General features: G+C 36.5%; 20 protein-coding genes. 3 read left to right on the top strand and 17 right to left on the bottom strand.

Features of this window, described 5'->3' with window-relative positions:
- Positions 1-66: 66 nt before the first annotated feature.
- Complete coding sequence (hutI, locus tag I589_RS01355; RefSeq protein ID WP_010769936.1) at positions 67-1,332, bottom strand: imidazolonepropionase; 1,266 nt, start codon at positions 1,330-1,332, stop codon at positions 67-69.
- A gap of 213 nt (positions 1,333-1,545) precedes the next feature.
- On the opposite strand from hutI, the gene hutU reads away from it, so the two are divergent.
- The gene (gene hutU / locus I589_RS01350) at positions 1,546-3,570 is read left to right on the top strand and encodes a urocanate hydratase (RefSeq protein ID WP_010769937.1); all 2,025 of its coding nucleotides are present in this window, start codon (positions 1,546-1,548) and stop codon (positions 3,568-3,570) included.
- A 688-nt stretch (positions 3,571-4,258) separates the two neighbouring features.
- Here hutU and I589_RS01345 read toward each other — a convergent pair.
- The 8 genes from I589_RS01345 to I589_RS01310 all read right to left on the bottom strand — a co-directional run bounded on the left by I589_RS01345 (position 4,259) and on the right by I589_RS01310 (position 11,571).
- Positions 4,259-5,800: a glucosaminidase domain-containing protein gene (locus I589_RS01345; protein ID WP_010769938.1), complete on the bottom strand. Its 1,542-nt coding sequence runs from the start codon at positions 5,798-5,800 to the stop codon at positions 4,259-4,261.
- Between the two features lie 11 nt (positions 5,801-5,811).
- Positions 5,812-6,990, bottom strand: a complete 1,179-nt coding sequence (locus tag I589_RS01340) for a coiled-coil domain-containing protein (protein WP_010769939.1) — start codon at positions 6,988-6,990, stop codon at positions 5,812-5,814.
- A gap of 393 nt (positions 6,991-7,383) precedes the next feature.
- A complete protein-coding gene (locus I589_RS01335) occupies positions 7,384-8,319 on the bottom strand; it encodes a coiled-coil domain-containing protein (RefSeq protein ID WP_010769940.1) in 936 nt (311 codons plus the stop codon).
- Entirely contained in the window at positions 8,319-9,101 is a 783-nt protein-coding gene (locus I589_RS01330) for a hypothetical protein (RefSeq protein ID WP_010769941.1), read from the bottom strand. Before I589_RS01330 ends, I589_RS01335 begins: the two co-directional genes overlap by 1 nt.
- 607 nt (positions 9,102-9,708) lie before the next feature.
- A complete protein-coding gene (locus tag I589_RS01325; protein ID WP_010769942.1) occupies positions 9,709-10,086 on the bottom strand; it encodes an HsmA family protein in 378 nt (125 codons plus the stop codon).
- Positions 10,087-10,515, bottom strand: a complete 429-nt coding sequence (locus tag I589_RS01320; RefSeq protein WP_010769943.1) for a DUF2871 domain-containing protein — start codon at positions 10,513-10,515, stop codon at positions 10,087-10,089.
- A gap of 5 nt (positions 10,516-10,520) precedes the next feature.
- Complete coding sequence (locus I589_RS01315; RefSeq protein WP_010769944.1) at positions 10,521-10,943, bottom strand: hypothetical protein; 423 nt, start codon at positions 10,941-10,943, stop codon at positions 10,521-10,523.
- 70 nt (positions 10,944-11,013) lie between these two features.
- A complete protein-coding gene (locus I589_RS01310; protein WP_010769945.1) occupies positions 11,014-11,571 on the bottom strand; it encodes a TetR/AcrR family transcriptional regulator in 558 nt (185 codons plus the stop codon).
- A 284-nt stretch (positions 11,572-11,855) separates the two neighbouring features.
- On the opposite strand from I589_RS01310, the gene I589_RS01305 reads away from it, so the two are divergent.
- Positions 11,856-12,431: an NADPH-dependent F420 reductase gene (locus I589_RS01305; protein ID WP_010769946.1), complete on the top strand. Its 576-nt coding sequence runs from the start codon at positions 11,856-11,858 to the stop codon at positions 12,429-12,431.
- 457 nt (positions 12,432-12,888) lie between these two features.
- Here the strand turns inward: I589_RS01305 and I589_RS01300 are convergent, their stop codons facing one another.
- The 3 genes from I589_RS01300 to I589_RS01290 form a co-directional block, all read right to left on the bottom strand.
- Entirely contained in the window at positions 12,889-14,103 is a 1,215-nt protein-coding gene (locus I589_RS01300) for a dicarboxylate/amino acid:cation symporter (protein WP_010769947.1), read from the bottom strand.
- Between the two features lie 18 nt (positions 14,104-14,121).
- Positions 14,122-15,393 (bottom strand): MFS transporter, encoded by a 1,272-nt coding sequence (locus tag I589_RS01295; RefSeq protein ID WP_010769948.1) that lies wholly within the window; start codon positions 15,391-15,393, stop codon positions 14,122-14,124.
- 109 nt (positions 15,394-15,502) lie between these two features.
- The gene (locus tag I589_RS01290) at positions 15,503-16,729 is read right to left on the bottom strand and encodes a pyridoxal-phosphate-dependent aminotransferase family protein (RefSeq protein WP_010769949.1); all 1,227 of its coding nucleotides are present in this window, start codon (positions 16,727-16,729) and stop codon (positions 15,503-15,505) included.
- Between the two features lie 181 nt (positions 16,730-16,910).
- Between I589_RS01290 and I589_RS01285 the strand changes: the two genes are divergently transcribed.
- Positions 16,911-18,560, top strand: a complete 1,650-nt coding sequence (locus tag I589_RS01285; protein ID WP_010769950.1) for a PucR family transcriptional regulator — start codon at positions 16,911-16,913, stop codon at positions 18,558-18,560.
- A 125-nt stretch (positions 18,561-18,685) separates the two neighbouring features.
- On the opposite strand, the gene arcC is transcribed toward I589_RS01285, so the two are convergent.
- From arcC to allD, 5 genes are read right to left on the bottom strand one after another with little or no spacing between them, the layout of a single operon-like run.
- On the bottom strand, positions 18,686-19,624 hold the full coding sequence (gene arcC, locus I589_RS01280; protein ID WP_010769951.1) for a carbamate kinase: 939 nt from the start codon (positions 19,622-19,624) through the stop codon (positions 18,686-18,688).
- Between the two features lies 1 nt (position 19,625).
- Positions 19,626-20,471, bottom strand: coding sequence for an oxamate carbamoyltransferase subunit AllH family protein (locus I589_RS01275; RefSeq protein WP_010769952.1), 846 nt, complete (start codon positions 20,469-20,471; stop codon positions 19,626-19,628).
- 4 nt (positions 20,472-20,475) lie between these two features.
- Complete coding sequence (locus I589_RS01270; protein WP_010769953.1) at positions 20,476-21,741, bottom strand: YlbE family protein; 1,266 nt, start codon at positions 21,739-21,741, stop codon at positions 20,476-20,478.
- A gap of 2 nt (positions 21,742-21,743) precedes the next feature.
- Positions 21,744-23,507, bottom strand: a complete 1,764-nt coding sequence (gene fdrA / locus I589_RS01265) for an acyl-CoA synthetase FdrA (protein ID WP_010769954.1) — start codon at positions 23,505-23,507, stop codon at positions 21,744-21,746.
- 24 nt (positions 23,508-23,531) lie between these two features.
- Positions 23,532-24,602: an ureidoglycolate dehydrogenase gene (gene allD, locus I589_RS01260; RefSeq protein WP_010769955.1), complete on the bottom strand. Its 1,071-nt coding sequence runs from the start codon at positions 24,600-24,602 to the stop codon at positions 23,532-23,534.
- Between the last annotated feature and the right edge of the window lie 16 nt (positions 24,603-24,618).

The raw sequence follows: 24,618 nt of genomic DNA, 5'->3' as shown, positions 1-24,618 counted from the left end.
GAATTTCACCTAAATAGACGGGTGTTTCCTTTCGTGTATGAATAAACTATTTAAACTAGTTACCAGTTAGACTCTTTGACGTTCGTTCACCACTAGCTCCCCGTTTTTATATACCTGACTTACCAGATTTGTTGCAAAGAAATACATAGGAAAATCAATGTTTGGTGCATCAAATACTGCAATATCCGCTTGCTTACCGGTATCAAAACTACCGATTTTTTCATTTCTGCAAACAGAATATGCCGCATTAATTGTGACTGCATTAAAAACTTGAATCGGTGTTAATTTTAATTGGAAGCATCCTAGCTGCATAATAAATTGTAAGTTTGCGGTTGGACAACTCCCAGGATTACTATCCGTTGTTAATGTAATCGCCATGCCTCGTTCAATCATCTTTTTAGCAGGCGCATAGGTATCCTCCATTAGACTAAAGGTTGTTCCTGGTAAAAGATTTCCAATGACCTTGGCTTCACTCAAACGATCAATATCCTCATCTGTAATAACCATTAAATGCTCCGCACTGACTGTATGCAAGTCTGCAGCTACCTTAGAACCTCCAATTGAAGCAATCTCATCGGCATGTATTCGCAGTTTGAAGCCCATTTCTTTAGCTGCACTAAGTAATCGATACGATTGTTCCGCTGTAAACACATTTTTTTCGCAAAAAATATCACAAAATTCAGCCAAGGATTCTTCTTTCACTTTTGGCAGCATTTCTTTGATTAGCAGATCTATAAATTCATCCGCCCGTCCTTTAAATTCAGTTGGAATAGCATGTGCACCCATGAAGGTTGAAACTAAGTCAATATCATGGTCTTTTGTTAATTCTTTTACTACGTTTAATTGACGTTTTTCAGTTTCCCAATCTAGTCCATACCCACTCTTTGCTTCTACTGTAGTGACTCCATGAATAATCATTTCATCTAACAAATGAGCGGATTTTTGATATAATTCATCAAACGAAGCTTCTCGAGTTGCATTGACTGTACTAAGAATGCCTCCTCCTTCTGCTAAGATATCAAGGTAAGGGACACCGTTTAGTTTTTTTGAAAATTCATTTTCTCTACTTCCACCATAAACGAGGTGCGTGTGGCAATCAATTAGTCCTGGCGTAGCTAACTTACCACTGTAATCGATAACCTCCGTCTCTTCTCCCTTCAATTCTTCTCTGGGACTCCCTGAGTTTACTTCAAGGATCTTGCCGTCTTTAATTGCTATATACCCATCTTCAATGATCGTTGCCTCACTCATTTCTTCTCCTCGTAAAGGGTGCCCTTTATCTACTGGACAAAAAATTTGGCTAAAATTAATTAGAAGTTTGTCTGCTTTCATCTCTATTCACTCCTTTTATTCTTGCACCTTCTATTTTATAAAATGCTGTCAAATTTCTGTCAAATTATTGAAAGCGCTTAATTCTATTATATAATAGAAATTAGTTAAGGAGATAGACTGTTTATTGACTTTCTTATTTATACTTATAGGTGCAGTCATCAAATCACAGTTTTTCTAAAATTCAAGTATCTGGCTAATAGGGAGGAAAAACAAATGGTAGAGTTAACAGAAGTAGAGGCATCAATGACCATCAAGTTAGATGATGTCTTACCAGAAAAAACAATCTTTCAAGAAGGAATCCGTCGTGCACCAGATCGTGGATTTCGCTTAAGTAAGGATCAGACGATTCTTGCCTTAAAAAATGCATTACGCTATGTTCATCCTAAATATCACGATATTGTAATTCCTGAATTTTTAGAAGAATTACGAACTCGTGGAAGAATTTATGGTTATCGTTGGTATCCAAAAGAAAGAGTTTATGGAAAACCAATTGAAGAATATAAAGGAAATTGCACTGCGGCAAAAGCCATGCAGGTAATGATTGATAATAACCTTGATTTTGAAGTTGCACTTTATCCTTATGAATTAGTTACTTATGGTGAAACAGGCCAAGTATGTTCAAACTGGATGCAGTATCAGCTAATCAAAAAATACTTAGAAGTTCTTACTGATGAACAAACACTTGTTTTAGAATCAGGTCACCCTCTCGGTTTATTTAAATCAAAAAAAGATGCCCCTCGTGTAATCATTACAAACGGACTTCTAGTTGGAGAATATGATAATATCGATGATTGGGAAATTGCTGAAGAAATGGGTGTGACAAACTATGGACAAATGACCGCTGGCGGCTGGATGTATATTGGCCCTCAAGGAATTGTTCATGGAACATTTAATACACTTTTAAATGCTGGCCGATTAAAATTAGGGATTCCTGATGATGGAGATTTAGCTGGAAAATTATTTATCTCCTCTGGTTTAGGTGGGATGAGTGGTGCACAAGGAAAAGCCGGAGAAATTGCTAATGCTGTCGCAATTATTGCTGAAGTAGATAAATCTCGTATCGATACACGTCTGGAACAAGGCTGGATTAGTAACTTAGCTGAAACACCAGAACAAGCAATGCGTATTGCAAAAGAATATATGGATAAAAAAGAAAAGACCTCCATTGCTTATCATGGAAATATTGTTGACTTACTAGAATATATTGATAAAGAAAATATCCACGTCCATTTATTATCAGATCAAACTTCTTGTCATAATGTTTATGAAGGAGGATATTGCCCTGCCGGAATTTCATTTGAAGAACGAACAGAATTATTAGGTTCAGATAAAGCGAAATTCCATAAGCTTGTCGATGAAACCCTTGCTCGCCACTATAAAGTCATTAAGTCTTTAGTGGCAAAAGGAACTTATTTCTTTGACTACGGAAACTCTTTCATGAAAGCAATTTATGACTCTGGAATTAAAGAAATCTCTAAAAATGGAATCGATGATAAAGATGGATTTATTTGGCCATCTTACGTGGAAGATATCATGGGTCCTATGCTCTTTGACTATGGCTACGGTCCTTTCCGTTGGGTATGTTTAAGCGGAAATCATGAAGATTTAGTTGCTACAGACCATGCAGCAATGGAAGTTATTGATCCAAATCGTCGTTACCAAGATCGTGATAACTACAACTGGATTCGTGATGCCGAAGAAAATCAACTAGTTGTAGGTACTGAAGCTCGAATTCTATATCAAGATTGTATGGGACGAGTAAATATTGCACTAAAATTTAATGAAATGGTTCGAGAAGGAAAAATTGGACCCGTAATGCTTGGTCGTGACCACCATGATGTTTCAGGAACGGATTCCCCATTCAGAGAAACTTCAAATATTAAGGATGGTAGTAATGTTTGTGCAGATATGGCCACTCAATGCTTTGCTGGAAATGCAGCACGAGGAATGACATTGATTGCCTTGCATAATGGTGGTGGTGTAGGGATTGGAAAATCAATTAATGGCGGATTTGGCTTAGTTTTAGACGGAACAAAAGAAACAGATGAAATCATCAAATCTGCAATTGCCTGGGATACAATGGGCGGTGTTGCCCGTCGCAGCTGGGCAAGAAATGAGCATGCAATAGAAACATCCATCGAATATAACAAGATGAATGAAGGCTCAGACCACATCACTATTCCTTATATTTCAGAAGAATCAAAAGTAGAAAATGCGGTAGCGGAGCTTTTCCGTTAACATAAATACCTTACTTTGAAACAATAACTGTCAAAAAGAGAGGTCGGGACAGAAGTGTTCAGCTCCAAGAAATAAGAAGGAATTCACGAAGATTGCTCCTCAAATCTTTGGGAATTTCAGCTTATTTTCGAAGCCTTCAACTCTAACATGTCTCATGCGTAGAAGTTGTTGAGAGCGAAACGCAGTGGAGATGAGTTACTTCTGTTCCCGCCGTTTATTAAGATTTTACGAGAGTGAGATATAACTTAAATAGTTATGTCTCACTCTCTCTTTGTATTCAGTTCAACTTATCTCTAATGAATCCTATCGATTTTATTTGCGATAATTCTAATGAATGGAACTTACAAATACCTCTGCTTAAGTCTTGGATTGAACTACTTCTAATCTCAAATTTTTTACTCTAATTTTTATATCAATCTTATTTTTCAATTTTATTCCGAAAAAAAAAGACTCTGAGACAGAACTACACTAGTTCTGCCCAGATCTTCCAAAATTTTAATAAACGGTGAGAACAGAAGTAACTTCTTAGCTGAATACTTCTGTATCGATCATCTGAGACTTGATTCATTGTGTATAAACAAGCCTCTGGGGAGTGCTGAAGATTTTCAATATACGCATGTATTGAAAGGATAGTGGTAGTTTCGAGGAGTGATTCACTTCTTATTTATTCTCATTTTTTAATGTACATTTACACGCTTAAGACTGGCGTAATGCGTAAAATTTGGCCCTCTCTCAGTAAATATCCTTCTAACTGATTCCATTCTCTAATGGACTGAACTGATAAACCAACTTTTTGGGATATTTTTAAGAGGCTGTCACCACGCTGTACCTGATAACTATCTGTCGGTAAAGCAGAAGTTGCCGTAATTTTATAACGCAAGTCTTTTGTTTTAAAAACTGGCTCTGGTATAACTTCAGTTATTTTTTTATTTAAAAGAATATCTTGTTTAAGACGTGTATCTGATTCAATGATTGTCTGATCAACCTCATTTGGACGAATACTTGTCTCAATTTTTAATACTTGTCCCACCATTAATACCAAACGGTTTAATTGGTTCTGTTGAACTATAGTAGAGATAGGCGTTTCATACAGCTCACTAATTTTTTTTAATGATTCTCCAAATTGTACTTCATGCATAAAAAAGTTCTGCTCCACTGTCATTTTAGATGCTTCTTTAGCTTTATCAGCTTCTACTTTTGGTTTAACTATCGTACTAGAGGAGTCTTTAACTTCAGTTAAATCGGTCGTTTTCTCTACAGGATTATCATATTGTGCTAAATTATAGGCTTCTATTAGTCCATTTAATTTTGCTCCATAGCTTGTGTCCGTTGCATAACGCCCTGTCAAAAAGCTCGTCGCCTCTTGATAACTACTAGTGTTACTTTTTCTAGCACCACTATATAGATTTCGACTCAATAAATTGGCATAATCTTCTAGTGATTCTTTGTAAGAAGAATATTTTTTAAAATTCGCATTGATTTTATTTAGTTTTCCACTTCCATCATCTTCAGAAGTTGCAAATCGAACGGTTCGCCCTCCGTAGCTTCCCTTTATTCCAAACAAATTATAGTTTGGCGGGCTAGCTAATCCACTATTTCCCGAGCCACTTTCCAAAATTGATTGGGCAATCATAACTGACGCATACAAATCATGTTCTTGACTTATTGTCCTTGCTTGTTCTGCAATTTGACTGACAAATCGTTGTGTAGAATAATTAGGTGAATAAAAAATAATTGCAGGAATTTCTTCAGAAGCTTCTTTTTTCTCAGTTTCTTTTGTAGATTCCTTTATCTTAGACGATTCTTGTGAATGACTTGTATTCCCGGTCTTTTGTTCACTGCTATCAGTCGTTACACTTGGTTGTGATGAGCTTGAGGCAGTATCTGTTGTGTTTATCGAATCAGTAGATGTACTTTCTACTTCTGAGCTTGTTAAAGACTCAGAAGTAGCATCACTGCTACTTTCTGAATCTGATATACTCATTTGTGTTGATTCGCTTGTTTCTGTATTTTCGCTCGTTGTATCACGAGAGGTGCTTTCCTCTGTAATTTCAGAACTGCTCTGTGTACTTAGTTGCTTGATTGTTAAATCTACAGGCTTTTCTCCACGATCGTCCTGGAGGGTGAATGAATCAGTTGAAACGGTTGTTGCTTGCACAGGTATGCTTGCTGTAAACCCTGAATAGGCTAACACAACACTACTGACTACCCCAACCTTTTTATAATCCATTTTCTTCCCCCCTAGAATGTACGATTCAATTCACTTGCTTGTTCAATCAATTTATTAAACAGCGCTGCTGAATCATCTTTTGCACGTTCAATATTTCGTTGATACAACAATGCTTCTGCTTTAAGAGCACGTAATTCCTCTTCTACTTCAGACTTGATATCATAAGCAACAACTTCTGCTTTCTTAATAATATCTTTCGCTTTTGCTTTTGCTTCCAGCATAACTTCAGCCATTTCATCTTTTGTTAATGAATAATAGTCTTCCGCTTGTCCTTGACGTCTAATGTGCTCTAATTCTTCTTCTAAGGCTTGCGCATGGGCTAACAGTTCTTTGTACTCTTCTGTCTGCGTTACGTCTTGCGGCTCGTTTGTACGGTTTCTAATAGCTTCTTCTAACCTAGTTAGAGTATCAGCCAATTGATCATTACGTTGAGTTAATAATTCCAAACGATTTTGCAAGGTTTCATTTTCTTTTTCTAATCGTTCTTTTTCTAGTGAAATACGTGGTGATTCAACTTCTTCAACAGCTTCTGTCGCTTCTTCGGCTTCCACTTTTTCTTCTAATTGTCTCATTTCTAAGGCAAGACGAATATTTTCATTTGAAAGTTTTTCATTTTCTTCAGTCAATGTAGAAATTTCTGCAGACATACGTTCATTTTCAGTTGTGAGCTCTTGATTTACATCTACCAAGCGATTATTCTCAGTAAGTAAGGCTTCTTGTTCGCTCGCTAAACGTTCAATTTCTGCTTCAAAATCTTGTTTTTCTTTCGCAAACGCTTCTTTTACCGTATCTATTTGTGAGCTGTCGTTTGAAACTTCTTGCAGGTCAGAAGTTAATTTTACATTTTCTGCCGTTAATCGTTCTACTCTCTTTTTGTACTCTTCTAATTCTACTGCACGCTCAGAATAATCTGATGGAATTGCTTCTACAGATGATAATTCAGTTTCCAAATCATGAATTTTTGTTTCTAGTTTTACACGATTTTTTTCCATCTCCTGTTTATCAGAAGCTAATTTACTATTTTCCTTTTCTAACAGGAGATTTTTCTCTTGAAGTTCCTCAAGTTCTTCATTGTCATCCTCAAATTCATCCTCGTCAAACTCGTCATCGTCGTCATCAAATTCATCATCATCTAGATCATCAAATTCATCAAATAATGCTTTTTGTTTTTTTCTTTTAAAAATCCCCATGGTTATTCTCTCTTTCTATTTTTAGTCATTTAAACATTTTCTGTACTCATCATAAATACGTTTCGTTATTTTTTGTTATAAAATTTAATTGCCCTCAGAGGGCAACCGGCATTTCTTTGCCTATATTTCCACTCAATTGATTTTTTTACTGCATCTCTGTATTTATTCTAACATGGATTGCTGCTTCTATAAAGATACCTTGTACCAGTATAATGAAAGACCCTCCAAAAGCTAGATACTTCATCTAATTTTCGGAGGGCTACCCATTATTAGTTACTATTTTTTAAAACTTCCCTCAACTGCTATTTTCAGATAAACCAAATAGTGTTGGTGTTTTATTCTTTTTAAACGCCTTACTACATTCTTATTTATAGAGCCCGTAGTAAGTTCTACTTACTTTTTTGATTGATAATCCGAAAGTAAACTTCCCTCAACTAATTGATTAATTTTTGATTGCATTTCATTATACATGCTTACAACCTGATCTTTAGAATCTTCTACTTCAATGAAGATTTTCTTCGCACGACTACCAATATTTTCTAATTCTAACTCTGCACTACTAATCATATGTTTTGCTTCTACATGTGCTTCTTCCAACATTTGATTTGCTTGTTTTTTGGCAGAAACAAGAACTTCACCAATCTCTTTTTGAGACTCAATTACTTCTTGTTTTAAGTCTTCATTTTGTTCCATTAAGTCATTAATTTGACGTTTTGCTTTTAGTAAAGCTTCTGAATCAGCTTCTCCATCGTTTCGCTCATCCAGTTGTTTTGTCATTGACTGAATAATTGCTTCTTTTTCTTTTAGTGTTTCTTGTAACGTTTTGTTTTTTGCTGTCATATCCAAGAGCTGATCTTTAAGATCAAGCTTATCCGCTGTTAAACCAACAACTTCTCCGTTTAGAGAATCTATTTTTTTAGACAGCTCTTCTGAATGATTCACCGTTACTTTCAAAGAGTCAGCTTTTAATTCTTCATTTTCTTTTCTTAATTGTGCTAGCTCTTCTTGAATTTCTGCATCTGCTGAATTCGCTTGATTCGTTTCTTTCATTGTATCCAACTCAGCTTTCACTTCATTTAATTCTTGCTCATGTAATTGTTTTTCTTGAATCATCTCTGCTTGAAGAATTTTTATTTGTCGTTCATATCTCTTCATATTACGTTCCATATCTTCTGCGTCATTTGATGTTGTATCAACAGATGTATTTTTTTTGTATTTAGAACCGCTATCGTCTTGTGAAAGTGATTCAATAACTTCATCCGACACTTTATTTACCTCATCTATCAAACTTTTTTGAGAAAACCATCTTTCTTTTTTGTTATCTACCATTACCCTTTTCCTTCCTTCATCTTACTAGTATTATTGCTCTGTTCCTTGAAATTTTCTTGATTCGTTTTTCTAGAATATAAAATACTCGTATCATCATTTTTTAGTGCTTTGTCTGATTCAAAGCGAATCTGGTCTAATTCAGGGACTTCATTTGCTTGTTCAACAAACTCACTCACCTTATCTAATAGCTGCTCACTTTCGTCAGCAGCATTTGACTCTCCAATTAAAAAGAGATTCATCGCCTTATTATTTACTAGGGTTACATTAACCGTATCAACCTTAAAATAGTTTTTTAATTCTTTTGATAGGTCCGCTTCTATTCTATTTTTTTCACTTTGGTTTTTATTTTCAAAGACTTCTTTCCACTTATAACTAGTTAGATTTAAATCAACATCAGGTACTTCTTCACTCTGCTGAATTTCATTAATCCCTTTAGAGTCCTGTTGATTCAATCCAATTTGTTGTGTTTTATTTATCCGTGTGACTTCCTCTTGTAGCTGCTGTATCTCTTTTTGAGAAGCATCTGACGCTTTTGTTAATTGATAAGTCGAAATCGTTCCCACAAACAGACTAATTAGTAATAAAAAAGCGAGGATAAGTAGATAGAATACATGCTTTTCTGTTTCTTTCTGTTTCACATAAGTTAGTTTTCTTTGGAAAGTGGGGTCGTAATTTTCTGCATCTTTAATTTGATTCAGCCGGTTATATACCAGATACCGATAAACAAATATCCCCATTCCCCCAAGTAAAAGAAAGCTACTTATAATCATAGTAATAAACAAAACTTGCTTTCCTCCTTATTTATTTAGAACATGTTTCACTAGATATTGAATCATTGTACTACTCACGCTTGTTTATCCTTGTGAATCAACTTATTCAAAACTAGTAGAATAGTTATTCAATTATTCCGAAGTACGAACTGTTTTCTCCCTGGTTAAAAATGATATTTCCAACGTCCGAAAAAAACATATGTTTTAATACCTTAGGTTATTTTTGTATCAAAAAAAAACCGCTTATAAACAAAACATCGCGTTTAAAGTGTATCAAGTAGCAAAGAATTTGTCAAACCATTTTTACTCTTAAACCTGCAAGAACTCAGCATTTTCACCATGTAACTTAAATTTTATCCAAATCGTATAAATTTTCTGTTTTTTTAACCAAAGAACTACTTTTCACAAAAAAGTCAATTTTCCTAAACGACTCCTTCCATCAACAAAAAAAACAGACCAAAGATCGTCTGTTTTCACTCTTATAAAATGAGTCTCCGCTTACACAAGTAATCCTTACTTAATAACAATTGGCTAGTAAAAAATAGAGCCTTTTGTTACGTGAGGGCTAAAAGACTGTCTGTGGACTTTTATTGCTAGTCACTCATACAAACGGATTTTATTAACCATTCATTCCAATAAACATCCCCATGACATACGGTATTAACCAAATAGCCCATACAACAATACTGAATTTATGAAATACTTTCTTTGACTGATCATCTTTTCGAATCAAGAGAACCGTTGCCCAAATCGCATGAAAAGCCATTAAAAGTAGAGCGATGAGTCCTGTAACTCCATGAAGATTTAGTTGGAAGCCGCTTCCTGCAAGTTTACTCATAATGCTTGTTCCAGTCGTATCAAATATGAACCCGCACCAAAATACAATTGCATGCCAAGTAAGTAGTGTTCCTGATTTTTTTTCAGCAAATACGCCTATTGTATAGAACCCAAGTGCTAGCGTCATACAAATAATTGCAATTATTAATAACATAGACATTTATTGCTTCACCTCTTCTCTCAGTAACTCTTTTTTTATTATGAATAGTAACAGACACAAGGCGATAGCTAACCCGATATGAGAAAGTCCAGCTACGCCTGATAACATTCCATTGAACATCTTGCTTAAAGATATAGCTTTCACTTCTGTTATCCCTCGAAGAAGCATGGTGAGCATCATAAGCGGCAAAGAAAGATTATATAGAAGAAAAAAAGAGTTATATTGCTTATTTCTCTCTATCTTAATTTGTTTATTCAAAACGGCTAAAAGGAGAAATACCCCAACTCCTAAAATTAGTAAATGTGTATGAAGTACCCCAAGCACTGTTGGCTGTGTGTACTCATTCCATTTTGTAAACTCTCTATAAAAAACACCGCTAATCATCGCTGCTATAAAATAGCCAATTGATAAATTCATTGTTCGTCTCATTTTGTTCATCCTTTCAAAGATCGTTGTTCTCTTATATAGTTTTTTAAAAAAATAATTCCTGCTAGTAGTAAAGCCGTGCCCAACCCTGTATAGAACACAGCAATAAATTGATTAGGCAGTAAATGCTGTGTACGTATGACAATGCCAAAAGTCATCATGAAAAACATGATAATAAATGATTTCTTATCAAAAAAAAGCCAAAAGAATTGTTTTTCATCAGGGTATTCTCTAATTCGTTTCGTGTGTTTTCTTGTCAGTTTTTTAAAAACCAACAGCCAAAAAAGAAAAAATACAATCAATGTCAGAGCGCCATTTCTTATACTTATATATTCTGCATACGTGTTTAATCCGATAAACAGAATATTCCCTCCAGCTATGGACCATACAAAACCTGCTATTAACAGCAAACGTTCTTTTTTTATCTTCATTTACCTATCCTCCACCAATGTGAACATTGTTCATGTTCGGTTAAAAAAATTCCCATTCAAAAAGAACGGGTTAATACAGATACTTTCGTGCAAGTTCTAGAATCCCTTGACTATTTTTAGCATCATTCATCGTAGCATACATGAACAATTGAAAAATATATTCAACAAACAACTCTGGTGTGAGCACCTTATTAAATGCAGATTCTTTAATTTTTTTATCTGCAAGAATCACATTTAGCAAACTTTCTTTAATGTGTGAAAAGTACTCCTCCATCATTTTTTTCCCAATTTCTTTTTCATCAGAAGCTAACACACTAATATGAGAAGAAAAGAAGTCTGGATATTTTTTTCCACCTTCTTGAATGCTTTCAAATAACCAAGAAAGACAAGCGATGAAATCTGAAAAGGAAAAGGAATCTTCCTGCATATGAAAAATATCTAGCCAAATACTCCCAATTACAGCCGAAAGTAACGCAGATTTTGAGGGGAAATAATTATAAACCGCACCTACTGAAATCTTACATTTCTTAGCTACTGAACGGATACTAATTGACCCTAGTCCCTCTGTTTGTACCATCAGTTGGCATTGGCGTATAATCTCTTCTTTGGATGTTACCGAAACATTCAATTCGCTCCCTCCCTCTTTGATGAACATCGTTCACTTTGATAATATACCTCTGAAAAAATTAGTTGTCAACTCTTTTGAGAAATCAATTTTCACCTTATCATTACGTACTTATCTAACTGCTGATACCCTTTTTCCTTGATTCGGTTTATTAACATTTAGATAGGGACAAGTCTTAGTTTCTCTCAAAGGCTGACTTGATGGTGTTGACTTGCGAGTCATTCTTCTTGCTTACTTTTTGTAAGGGATGTATTCTATTTTATATAGACAACGAGGAGGAGATACATATGACAACAGTTAGCATTTTCGGTAAAGGAAATATGGGACAAGCTATCGGTAAAAATTTTGAAGCAGCAGGAAACAATGTAAGCTACATTCAATCAGATTCTCCCAAAAGTGAATTAGGAGATATTGTTATTTTAGCTGTCCCCTACCCAGCTATTCGCTCCATTATTGAAGGATACAAAGAGGCACTTTCTGGCAAAATAATAATAGATATTACAAATCCTGTGAATTTTGATACCTTTGACGAGTTGGTGGTGCCGGCAGATAGTTCAGCGGCAGCTCAAATTGCAACTCTACTTCCTGACGCAAAAGTAGTTAAGGGATTTAATACAACTTTTGGTGCTACATTGGAAACAAAAAAAGTGGCTAACCAACAACAAACAACGGTTTTACTTGCAGGTGATAATCAGGATGCAAAATCAACAATTGGCAACGCTCTAGAAGGAAGTGGCTTAGCAGTTATTGACGCAGGCTCTTTAAAACGTGCGCGCGAATTAGAAGCAATGGGTTTCCTACAAATCTCTCTAGCTGCAGCAGAAAAAATTTCTTGGACTGGTGGATTTGGTGTATTTCGTTAATTAATTCGGTTTACATTTTCTAATGAAATTATGACAGACAGTTTTGGCGTTCCTTTTCAATACTGTCTGTTTTTATTTGTACTTACGCTGAAAATTTCGTCTTAAATAGTTCTGAAGTCTATTAACTATTCTATCTTACACATCCAGTCGTTTTATTAACAGCTGGAAACAATCGAAAAAGATTGCAGAGTGCCATCAAAGTTTTAATAACTCAATTAAATATTTTTTTAGAACCACTGAAAAGCAGGGAAGAAGTTTTGAAATGAAAAATAAGTGTTGAGGAAGGGCTGATTTAGAATTAAATGATTTCACACGAAAAAAGAAATGACTGGACGAGTGGAACACTCTCTGAATCTGACCTATTTAATTCCTCGTATAATAATCAAAAACCCCTAGCAGCAGCGGAACACTCAACAATCTGATGATGAGTGCTCTACACATTTGCCAGAGGTCTATTTTATTTATATTTTGAGTAATCTAATTCGCCTTCATCTTTTGCAATAATTAAAGCTACTGTTGTATCTGCATCAACATTCAATAAAGTTCTAAACATCCCTGAAAACCAGTCAATCCCAGCTAAAATTGCAATACTTTCTGTTGGTAAACCAATCATAGGCATAACTGTTGCCAAGGCAACCAACCCGCCACCAGGTACAACAACAGTGCCTAAACATGCCAGTGTTGATAAAATCACTACTTGTATCAAATTTGGCAACGCTAAGTTTATTCCGTAAAATTGAGCAAATGTAATGATGGCAATTGATAAAAACAATGCTAAACCATTACTATTTAGGGTCATCCCCAATGGAAGAACCAATTTTGAAATTCTATTACTGATTCCTAGCTTCTCTTCACTATCTTCAAGCTGAATAGGTAACGTTACGGCTGAAGATGTAGTTGTAAAAGCTACCACAGACATACGCCACATCTTTTTGCATAAAGAGAAAAAGGGGATTCTGCAATAAACAGCTGTTAATAATAACCACAGCATTAAAAATAAGATTGATGCTATTCCAAGTGTAAGTAAAAACTTTGTCAAAGTCAGCAACACTTCAACACCAACAGTTCCAATCATTGGTGCTACAAGACAGAAAATTCCAATTGGTGCTAACTTCATAACGAGCGTTACCATCTTCAATATCACATGATTAAAACTAACAACGAATTCCAAAACGGACTGTGATTTTTTTTTAGCAGTTAAGCTAAGTGCTAAACCAAATAAAAGAGCAAATACAATGACTTGAATCATATTAGCATTTGCCATTGATTCGATAATATTACTTGGGAAAAACTCTAAAATAATTTCTGAAAGGCTGCCGCTACTATTATATGTAATCTGTTCGACATCTAAATTGGCGATGACTACATCTGCTCCTGGCTTTACGAGAAGACCCATTCCGACACCTATTCCAGCAGCAAGTATCGTTGACCCAATAAACCACAGCATTACCTTTAGACCAATTCCACCCAACGTTTTGGGATCTAAACTCCCTACAGCCTCCACAACAGCACCCATAATTAAAATAACTACAGACATTTGAATTAACCTTAGAAAAACATCGCCAACTACTTTGAGAAATACAATTTGTTCGTGAAAGATTAACCCCAAAATAATACCTAAGATCGTTGCTAATAAAATTTGATTTGTTAAGCTTTTTAATATCTTCGGCATATCGGTTATTCCTTTCTGTTAACTATTCGTCTTTTTTTTAATATTTGCAAGTAAAAATAGCAAAGTGCCAACAACTAGAAGAATAACAGCAATATAAAAGCCCATTACTTTTGAGCCAGTTGAATCAGAAATTGAGCCTGTTAATGTAGGCGCAATGACCGAAGACATCATCCCAAAGAAGTTGAATACGCCAAGAGTTGTTCCGACACCTACTTGAGGAGCATTCTCCCCTAACCAAGAGATGATAATCGGCTCCACAGCTAATTTCCCTAAAAAACCATAGGAGATTAAAGCAACTAATAAAAATGTTGATGTATTTGCTTGAACGGTTAACAATAACATAGCAGCTGCTAGTAATTCTAAAATAATAATAAAGCTTACTTTCTTATGCATATATTTATCTGCTAATTTACTAAAGAACAACGCCCCTGGAATAGAAGCAAATGCAACCAGTGAAGATGAAAAACCAATTGCTGCTCCTTCAAATCCACGTTCTGTTCCTAAGAAATTGGGCAACCAAGTAACCGTCATATAATAAGCATAGCACGTAGCAAAATAAAGAAGATAAGTGAAGAGCATTTTTGGTGCAAAAAGTTTTGTAAAGGATACTTTTTCAGAAGCGGCTTGCACATTTTCTGTTTCTTCAGACACCACATTGAGTTCTTGTTGTTTCAAGGCCTCAATGTCCTCTTTATTATTACGAATAATAGCTTGAAATGCAAAAATCATACAAATAATCATGATGACTGAGATATACATCATCGTTTGCCAAGGCAATCCTTGTTGTGCAACTAAGAAACTAGAAAGAATCATTCCTAGGCCAGAACCCACTGCCGACCCGCTATTCACAATTGCCGTTGAAAAACTCTTCTTTTCTTTGGGAATATTTTGTGAAGTTAATGAATATGCTGAACCATAAAAAGAACCGCAACCCAAGCCAGCTAACAAGCTACCCGCATAAATCATTCCTAAACTTTGCGCCTGAGAAATTAATGCCGCTGCAATTCCAAACACAATAAATCCGGGAATTAAAACTTTTTTCTTTCCAATTTTATCTACCAGAAAACCTGCTGGAATTTGCATGATAACATAGCCTAGGAAGTAAAAACTAGAGATAGATCCCAAAGCTGTATCTGAAACGTTTCCTCCCAAAGATTCGCGAATTTGTGGATAGACTGGTGATAATGCAGATCTATAAATCCAAATAGTCACCCAGCCCGCACATAATAAAATGACAATTTTTTTCCAATAGGCAAATCCAACCTTGCCTTTTGCTTCATTTGCTTCCATTTTAGACCTCCGTATAATTCGTTATTCGAGTTCCCTCGATAGACTAATTGTAAACGGTAACAAGAGCAAAAAAATCATCCTATTTTCACAAATTCACAAACTTTTTTGTCTATTTTGCACAATCATTTTTTTCTTGATACATTTGTAATGCATGAATACTTCCTGCACCATAGTCAAAGTCATGACCATATGCCTTCAAAACGGTTTCAAATGCACTTAACAGAAGAAGAATATTTGATTTTTGACTGCTATACCCCATATTTCCCACTCGCCAGACTTTACCTTGAAGAGAACCAAAAGAAGAGGCAATCTCAATTCCATACTCCCTTAACAAAGTGCTTCTGACAGCTTCTCCATCTACTCCTTTTGGAATCATAATAGGAAGTACTGTAGGCATCATGGTATCCATATTTCCATAAAATGTCAGATTCATTTTTGCAAAAGATTCTCTTAATACCTCATAATTATATTTGTGACGTGCAATCACATTCTCCATTCCCTCATTTATCATTAACCGCAGACCTTCATGTAATCCGTAGATCATTACAGTTGCTTCGGTATGATGATTGATTGGTGTTGGACTCCAGTATTTTTCTAATTGAGAAAGATCTAAATAATTACTGGAAATGTAGGCATCACTTTGCTCATCATCACCAAGCCCTAATTCTTTTTGGTATCGATCAGCTAATACTTTTTCTACCCGTTCATTATAAGTAATTAGTGATAAACCTGAAGGAACACTCACACACTTTTGCGTCCCAGCAATCGCAATATCAACATTCCAATCGTCAACCTTTAGCTCTACTCCACCATAAGTAGCAACCATATCCACAACAAAAAAGAGCTCATTTTGTCGGCAGTATTCGCCAATCTCAGCCAGAGACTGCATCTGACCATTGGCTGTTTCTCCATGAATCATGGCAACAATCTTAGGCTGCGATTTTTTGATCGCTTCAATCACTTCTTTTTCTTCAAATGGAGCATCCCATTCTTTTTCCAGCCAAATAATTTCCGCTTGTGCACGTTGGCATATCTCTCCTAAAAGATAGGCAAATCGACCATACGCAGGAATCAGCACCTTGTCTCCTGGCTGAATTAGTGCAATAAGTGCAGCTTCTATTCCAGCTCTGGAAGTTCCATCTACAGCAAATGCCTGTTTATTTTTTGTGCCGAATGGTATTTTGATCATCTCTTTTACTTCACTCATAATGGTTAAAAATTCTGGATCAAATTGGCCGACAATAGTTTGACTCATCTGTCGTAGCACTCGTGGTTGTGCTTCTACAGGTCCCGGGGTCATAATGATTCGCTTACTCACATTCACTTCTTTATACATTGCTTACCCTCATTTCTTTTTTTATTAATTTTAATAGAGAAAATCAACGCATTCATTGGTTTTATTAACTAATGTTTCCACTTATTTGTGCAAAACAGCTAATAGAATTTTGCAAATGTTTTCGTTTTCATCTAAAATGAAAGAGTTCATTCATTTATACTAGTTTAAGGAGGAGCTATGTTTGGCAACTTTAGAAGAGGTTTTACAAGTACCTAGATTTTCAGATTTACACATCCTTTCTACTCATACAAAACAACATGAAATCGTCAGTGTTGAGATTACAGAAACTCCTGACGTCGCTAATTATATTCCCGAACAAACATTTATTCTGACAACTGCAATGGCTTTTAAAAATAATCAGTCTGATTTAAAACAAATGATTCGTTCTTTAAAAGAAAAAAATAGCGCTGGCTTAGGTATCAAAGTAGGACGCTTTTTGGGTGAAATAGAAGCTGAAATCATCGCCTACGGAACAGAATTAGACTTGCCTATTGTTGAAGTCCCTTCCACTCAGCCTTTGGGACAGCTTTTACATAAAATGCTCAGCTATCTCTGGGACTCAAAAACCGAGCAGTTAACCTACGCTTTAGATATACAAAAGCGCTTTACCAATCTTTTGATTCATGATGTAGATAGTGAACGTTTTATTACAGATTTAGGGAAAATTATTAACGCTCCGACTATTTTGTTAAATCCATGGAAAGAAATTCTTGCGTATTCTACTCATTTTTCAAAAGGAGCACACTCAGTAGAACACTATATCCATCAGATTAACGACAATCATTTTCGAAGAATCGATAGAGGAAAAACTTCCTTTTTAATTCAGAATCCTGAAAATAAAATGATTCAAATAGCTGGATTTCCAATAAAAATTGATACGTACTTTCCATATTACTTATTCGTTTTAAATCCTGAACAAATTCCTTTCCCAACCTCGGAATTTGCAATTGATCAAGCAGTTCTTGTCCTTACGTTTATGCTTTTTAAAAACCAAAAAATCCAAGAATCCGTTGACATGCTAAAAAATGACTATCTTAATCAATTGATTACTTCTCAAAATTTTGAAAAAAATGAAGGGAGAAACTGGCTGGATTTAGGACAGTCTTTTGGAATTGTTGACAGTCATTTTTATCAACTAAATATAGCGACTTGTTTTGTTCAACAAAAAGATGCTACAAAGTTAAGATATCAAGCAGAAGAATCTCAGCTTGCTTTGGCATGGCTTCAGGAAAAACTGCCTGAGAGAGTAAAGAATGTCCTTATCTTCCCCATAAAAGGGAGTAATGATATTGCCTTGTTATTTCAGGAACCAGAAGCCTCTCTTGAGCAAATTTTTCAAGATTTATCTACTGAACTGGCACAAGTACTTCCCATTCAACTACATTTCACTTTGGGCAATGCCTATGAAGCGCTAGAGGAAGTGGCTAGTTCTTATGTGGAGGCTAAAATATCTATGGAGGAATTAAAACAATTAGAGGAACCGCCTATCTTTCAGTATTATCATGCGAAAGGACTATTTGCTTTATTTGAACAGACCAACACGGAGGATATTCGCTACTTCTGTACAAAAACCTTAAAAGAGCTAGCGTATCCTACAGAGCCCTCACTAATTGAACTGCGCAAGACTTTAAAGTATTATCTCGATTTTAATTGTGAGATTTCTAAAACGGCCAGTGTTCTTTATCTTCATAGAAATACGATTAAATATCGGATTAATCAATGTGAGGAGCTATTAGAGAGCACGATTCAAAACCCGCAGACAAGTTTAAATCTGCGAATGGCAATCGAGTTATCTGAGGCAGCAAACCAAGTGACAATCAGAAAAGAATGACCACCGTTGAGATAGATCATTACTCACAAGTTCCTCTCATTTACCTGAGTGTAAAAACACAATAAGATTAGAGAGCAACACATCCTTCGATATGTTTGCTCTCTAATCTTATTTTATCTACTCTCTTACCCTACAATTCGAGTTCCTGCTTTTCCTTGCAACGCTCTATCTGCTTCGTCCAGCGCACAAATAATTGCTTTTCGGCCACCTTTTGCAAACGAAATAGCAGCCTCCATTTTGGGACCCATACTTCCATCTGCAAAATGACCCTCTTGCATATATTGCTCAGCTTCAGCAACTGATAATTCTTCTAATTTTTTTTGATTTGGTTTTCCATAATTGATATATACATTAGGCACATCTGTCAACATCATGAAAATATCAGCATCGACCTGCTCAGCCATTTTCTTTCCCGTACGATCTTTATCAATGACTGCTTCTAGCCCGTGAAGCATCCCCTCATCGTCTTTGTAGACTGGGATTCCTCCTCCTCCACCTGCAATCACAATGATATTTTTTTCTAATAAGTGAGAAATTGCTTCCATTCCATGAATAGAAAGTGGCATTGGTGAGGGAACCACACGACGATACCCACGCCCAGCATCCTCCATCATTGTCCACTCTTTTTCCTCAGCCAGCTTCTTTGCTTCATCCTCATCATAAAAAATACCAATGGGTTTATTAGGTTGTTTAAATGCAGGATCTTTTCGGTCTACTTCTGTTTGGGTGTACAGAGTAACCACCGATGCATTCGATTGATTTTTTTTCAACGCATTTTTAATCGTTTGCTCCATCATATACCCAATAAACCCTTGTGATTGTGCGTTACAAACTTCTAATGGCGCAGGTGGAACTACCTCTTTTGCTACTTCATTTTGGCGTAAAATGTTTCCTACCTGTGGACCATTTCCATGGGTCAAAACAACCTCATAATTTAATTGTTCAATTCGTGCAATTTGTTCTGCACTTGTTTCTAAATTTTTTAACTGTACTGCAACTGTTGCTTCTTGTTTTGGTCGTAAAATTGCGTTCCCACCAAGAGCAATAACTACACGTTCTCCCATTTCATTTCCCCCTAAAATACGATTTGTTTCTTAGACTCAGTCCAAATACCACTCCTGCTAGAAAATCACAGCCTGACGTATGTCCATGACTGAGTATGTTTTTAATGACAATAGGCAAACTTGTGACTGCTGTCTTTTTTTGCAATACATCACTTAGCGCTAGCTGATCTATGCCATAATATCCTTTGCTAGCTAAACGTAAATAATGCTGACTAATATCCGTCGTTTGTTGAAGCACCTGATCAAGTCTTTTTTTTATTGATTGACCGAGTTCATTTGACCCATATAGTTGTTCTACCATCGTCCATCCGATAAGAAAATCGTCACCAGATGGCGTGAGTCCTCGCCCACGACCCATAAGAAAATCAATCCAGTCGTCCTTTGTATTCAAAGTATTCTTTGTTTGCTCCTGCAGTAAGCCAATCCCTTGGTTTCCAATAAATTGATTCAACGCAATATCAAATCCTGTGACTTCTGAAAAGCCCTCCAAAAAATGAAGCACTTGGTTCGAACAAACAAGTGCTTGACCTTCATAATTAAGTCGTGTTGATGGTCCCTCATGAACGTGAATCACATATACTTGATTCTTCGTCTCTATACGCACCGTTTGCTTTTCAATCACTACAGATTCAAAGGTGTCAACAAGCAAGCGCAGTTCAAAAAATGCTTTCTCTTGTAAAAAGAGTCCTCCAGGCACGACACTCTGATTTTCAGGAGCAACCAGCAATAGCTGCTGATTGCTCTTATTTATCAGATTAAATGTTTGATGAAATTTACTGTGAAGTTCCCATTTTGAAGAACCTTTTGGAAATACAGCTAAGTCCGCGACTCCATCTAAGACGTTCATTTTCTTATCCTTCAAATCCCAACTTTTTCGCGTAAGCAAGCACTGCTTTTTCAAAGCATTCAATTGGTGGAGTGACTGTTCCAGCACCAATTTGTCCTAAACCTGCTTTTTTATTGGCAATTCCTGTGTTAATGACAGGTAATATCCCTGTTTCAACAACTTTACAAGCATCGATTCCTGTTGTAATTCCTTGGAAATCCCAAGTAGGTACCGAAAAGTTCGGATTGTGCGCTAATGTAATTTCTGTCATTTCCTCACTTGTGTTTAGCGCATCATTAAAACCACCTGATCCGACAAAACGTGTAACTGCAGGAGCAGCAATCATTGCCATTCCCCCTACACCAAATGTTTCAGTAATTGCACTATCTCCCATATCAGGAGCAGCATCTGATTCAGAGAAACCTGAAAAATATAATCCTTTAGGTGTGTTTACAGGACCTGTGAACCATTGATCGCCCATTCCAGCAATACGGATACCAAATTCATACCCATTACGACACATCGCTGTCACAACTGTTCCTTCTTGAAGTTTTCTAGCACCATCCATAACAGATTTTGCAGAAGCCATCATGATATTTAAGAAGAACTGATCTGTATCTGCCAAAAATTGAATGACTGCTTCTTTTTCTTCTTGCTCTACGTCCTCCAATGAAACAATCGTCGGTGCCACTTCTTTTAGAAATGCTAAAGATGCAGCTATATTTCTTTGATGAAACTCATCGCCCATCGCAATTGCTTTTGCTACAAGTACATTAATATTTATCGGTCCTTTTTTCTTTAATGCTTTACTTAGTGTTGGACCTAATACATCTTTCATCCAATGTAAACGTGTGACTACTTCATTTGAGTAGGCACCAAATCTTAAAACCGCTCCGATTCCTTCATTCATCGTACAGTACGCACGATTGTTTTCATCTTTATTTTCAACAACAAGCACTGCCATATTCGCTGATGTAATTCCTCCCATTGGACCTACTGCATCCACATGGTGACAAGGAATTAATTCTACCTCGCCATTAGCCAGCAATTCACGAGCATCATCCTCGTCTTTTGCCCAACCCTCAAATAACACAGCACCTACACAGGCTCCTTGAATTGGATCTACCATTTTGTCATACGTAATGGGAGGGCCTGCATGAAGAAGGACCTTACCTGTGCGTAATGGTTCAATAACCTCTTTTGCTGGAACAACATCTAATAAGAACGGTGAACCGGCAATAATTTTAGCAACTACTGCTTGATTCGCTTCATTAATTGTTTGATAAACCATCGTTATACCTCAGCTTTCAGTGAAACTTTTTTTAAATATTGAAGTGCTTTTTGGAGTTCAATATTCCCTCCTGCTACAGGTTGCCAGTCATACTGAACGACTTTTGCTCCATAGTCTGTAATAGCTCTTGTAAAACTGCTTAATCCAATATTAATAAATTTATCTGCATGCAATAACTGTCTTAAACTTTCTGATATTTTTGGAATTTCAGTATTCGTTGCTTCTTTTTCTTTTACGACTTTCACTTGTTCAGTGATTGGATGCCCCACAATAGCTAATGCTAGTTTGACTGCCTGTGCATTACTCTCACACAAAATAACTCCTGCATCCTCTAAAATCCGTTGCTGCTCCTGCATATTTTGAGGATCTTCATCCGTACCTACAATCGTACCGATAACAGTAAGCTGACGTCCCTCTTCCAATGCATCCTTTTGAATTTTCTTAATGGTTGGTGCAAGCTCACTTGCCATATCTTCATGAGCACCGTACCCTAAAACAACATCCAACAAAATAACTGCTGTCGTTTTATCTTGTCCTGCTGATGAAAGCATTTCTTTACGTATAGTTGGATCAATCATTGGATGCGGTTTTCCATTTGTATACACGTCATCCCCTAAATCAATCACTTCATGTCCATTAGCTTGAAGGATAAACCCTTCTGACGGACTTGCTGATTTCAGCTGAAACGCTTCTTTAATCAACATTCCTGCTTCATAAGCCAATGTTCCACCAGAATAAAATCCTTTAATCGTTTGCTGATCAGTAGCTAATTCTATTTTAGGAACAGCCGATACCTTCTCTTTAAGTGTTGCTGGATTCTCTCCGTTTAATAAAGCCACTGCAATTCGTGCCGTTTCTTCTAACGTATGTGCATGGAATAAGCCTTCTTCATGATAGTCTGGATTCTCTCCTAGAAAAATCGTCACGACAGGCTTTGTGCTTGCTCTTAATAAGTCTAAGACTTCATCACGAATAGAAGCTGCTGGTGGTTTAGAAATAGCCACAATCACTTTCACATCGGGATCTCTTTCTAATAAAGAAATACTGTCTTTGAACGTCGTTCCGCCGATTTCTTCTTTTAAGTCACGACCACCCGTGCCTATCGCATGAGTAACGCCCGCGCCTAGTCGATGAATAATGGTTGTCACTTCTTGAATCCCTGTTCCAGAGGCACCAATCACCCCAATATTTCCTTTTCTAACTGCATTCGTAAATGCTAGCGGGATTCCATTAATAATACCCGTTCCGCAATCAGGTCCCATTAAAAGCAACCCTTGATCGTGCGCTTGTTTTTTCAAGCGTCGTTCATCTTCAATTGAAACATTGTCGCTAAAACAGAAAACATGCTTTCCTGCATCCAACGCTTTTTCAATTTCCAATGCTGCGTGAGTGCCAGGAATTGATAAAATAGAAACTGCGGCTTCTTCTCCTAAGCTATAAGCCTTGTCCCAGGTTTTTACCCGCTCCTCAGTGGTTTCACTTTTATTTTTACTTGCTTGTATTTCTAAGTAATTTTTTGCTTCATTTACAAGTTCGTCAATAATTGAGGTATTTTCCACATCTGCTACAATCACCATATCATTTGGTGTTGCTGTCTCAAGCTCCTCTGTGTATAAACCACCCGTCTTAAAAATATCTTTATTTGCAGGCGTTCCCATCATAACGGAGACACTGGTAACACCTTCCATTTCTTCTAAGTGATTCGTTAAAAGCATGAGAACAATCGAATCTTGATAACTATTTTTTTCAATAATTGTATGAATCATTCTTGGATTCACTCACTTTCTTCTTTATTCAGCAAACGCACCTTTACCACCATATTGATTAAAATGAACTGTATCACTTACTAAGTAGTCATAAATAGATGCAGCAATAGGAATTCCTTCAGCCATATATTTGTCGTAACGAGTCTGACTTAGTTCTCCTGGATAATATACTTGGTCGAATCCTTTAGCTGGCTCGATTTCATGTAATTCATCCACCATCTTATCAATATTTTCTTTAAAGACTTCAGAATCGGTAAAACGTGCTGGATCAATCAGCAAATAGATTTGTCCTAAATTTCTTTTTTCTGTTAAATCTGCGTACATGGAGGAGACATGTTTTCCAAAAGGCAAGCCTAATAACGTACCAGCTAGTATATCTACCATCATCATCAATCCGTAACCTTTAGGTCCTGAGATAGGTAAGAGTCCATTGACATTGTGCGGGTTGGTTGTCGGGTTTCCTTCTGCATCTACTGCCCATGTATCAGGAATTTCTTTGTTTTTTGAACGTGCATCTAGGATTTTTCCCCATGCTTGAACGGTCGTCGCCATATCAAAAACAATGGGGTTACTCCCTTTTCTAGGGGCAGAAAAAGCAATTGGGTTCGTTCCAAAATATGTTTGTTTGCCGCCAAATGGAACAACCATAGGATCTGACTGGCACATGGCTAATGCCAGATAGCCTTTCTCAGCTGCTTTTTTTACGTAATAAGATAGTGCACCACTGTGACTTGTACGAGATACGCCTACCAAAGCTAACCCTGATTCCTGTACTAAGTCTATTGCATACTTCAACGCTTCATCACAAACATACTGTCCGACCCCATTATCACCATGAACAATTCCTGTAGATGCGCCGGTTTTTTCAAAAACGATCTCTGGTTCAATCGTTACGCCACCTTTTGCGATGCGTTCTGCGTAATAGTCTACTCGCACAGCCCCGTGAGAGTGAATCCCGCAAGCGTCAGCAAACACCAAGTGTTTCGCTGTTTCTTGGGCGTGTGCTTCTTTTAAGCCAGCAGCCATTAATTTTTCTTTAATCAGTTGAAGCAATTTATTGGGCTCAACTGTTACTATCGCTGTTTCTTCAATCATATGATTACTCCTAATT

Origin of the sequence: Enterococcus phoeniculicola ATCC BAA-412, from assembly GCF_000407505.1 — a bacterium.
Classification (GTDB): Bacteria; Bacillota; Bacilli; order Lactobacillales; family Enterococcaceae; genus Enterococcus_K; species Enterococcus_K phoeniculicola.
Note: the sequence above shows the minus strand (reverse complement) of the source record. Positions and strands in the feature narration are given on the sequence as shown.

Excerpts from the sequence above, each read along its gene's own strand:
- hutU (WP_010769937.1), top strand. The coding sequence starts at position 1,546 with ATGGTAGAGTTAACAGAAGTAGAGGCATCAATGACCATCAAGTTAGAT.
- I589_RS01295 (WP_010769948.1), bottom strand. The coding sequence starts at position 15,393 with ATGGAAGCAAATGAAGCAAAAGGCAAGGTTGGATTTGCCTATTGGAAA.
- I589_RS01345 (WP_010769938.1), bottom strand. The coding sequence starts at position 5,800 with ATGGATTATAAAAAGGTTGGGGTAGTCAGTAGTGTTGTGTTAGCCTAT.
- I589_RS01315 (WP_010769944.1), bottom strand. The coding sequence starts at position 10,943 with ATGAAGATAAAAAAAGAACGTTTGCTGTTAATAGCAGGTTTTGTATGG.
- allD (WP_010769955.1), bottom strand. The coding sequence starts at position 24,602 with ATGATTGAAGAAACAGCGATAGTAACAGTTGAGCCCAATAAATTGCTT.
- I589_RS01270 (WP_010769953.1), bottom strand. The coding sequence starts at position 21,741 with ATGGTTTATCAAACAATTAATGAAGCGAATCAAGCAGTAGTTGCTAAA.
- I589_RS01300 (WP_010769947.1), bottom strand. The coding sequence starts at position 14,103 with ATGCCGAAGATATTAAAAAGCTTAACAAATCAAATTTTATTAGCAACG.
- arcC (WP_010769951.1), bottom strand. The coding sequence starts at position 19,624 with ATGGGAGAACGTGTAGTTATTGCTCTTGGTGGGAACGCAATTTTACGA.
- fdrA (WP_010769954.1), bottom strand. The coding sequence starts at position 23,507 with ATGATTCATACAATTATTGAAAAAAATAGTTATCAAGATTCGATTGTT.
- I589_RS01275 (WP_010769952.1), bottom strand. The coding sequence starts at position 20,471 with ATGAACGTCTTAGATGGAGTCGCGGACTTAGCTGTATTTCCAAAAGGT.
- I589_RS01320 (WP_010769943.1), bottom strand. The coding sequence starts at position 10,515 with ATGAGACGAACAATGAATTTATCAATTGGCTATTTTATAGCAGCGATG.
- I589_RS01305 (WP_010769946.1), top strand. The coding sequence starts at position 11,856 with ATGACAACAGTTAGCATTTTCGGTAAAGGAAATATGGGACAAGCTATC.
- I589_RS01335 (WP_010769940.1), bottom strand. The coding sequence starts at position 8,319 with ATGGTAGATAACAAAAAAGAAAGATGGTTTTCTCAAAAAAGTTTGATA.
- I589_RS01340 (WP_010769939.1), bottom strand. The coding sequence starts at position 6,990 with ATGGGGATTTTTAAAAGAAAAAAACAAAAAGCATTATTTGATGAATTT.
- I589_RS01290 (WP_010769949.1), bottom strand. The coding sequence starts at position 16,729 with ATGTATAAAGAAGTGAATGTGAGTAAGCGAATCATTATGACCCCGGGA.
- hutI (WP_010769936.1), bottom strand. The coding sequence starts at position 1,332 with ATGAAAGCAGACAAACTTCTAATTAATTTTAGCCAAATTTTTTGTCCA.
- I589_RS01325 (WP_010769942.1), bottom strand. The coding sequence starts at position 10,086 with ATGTCTATGTTATTAATAATTGCAATTATTTGTATGACGCTAGCACTT.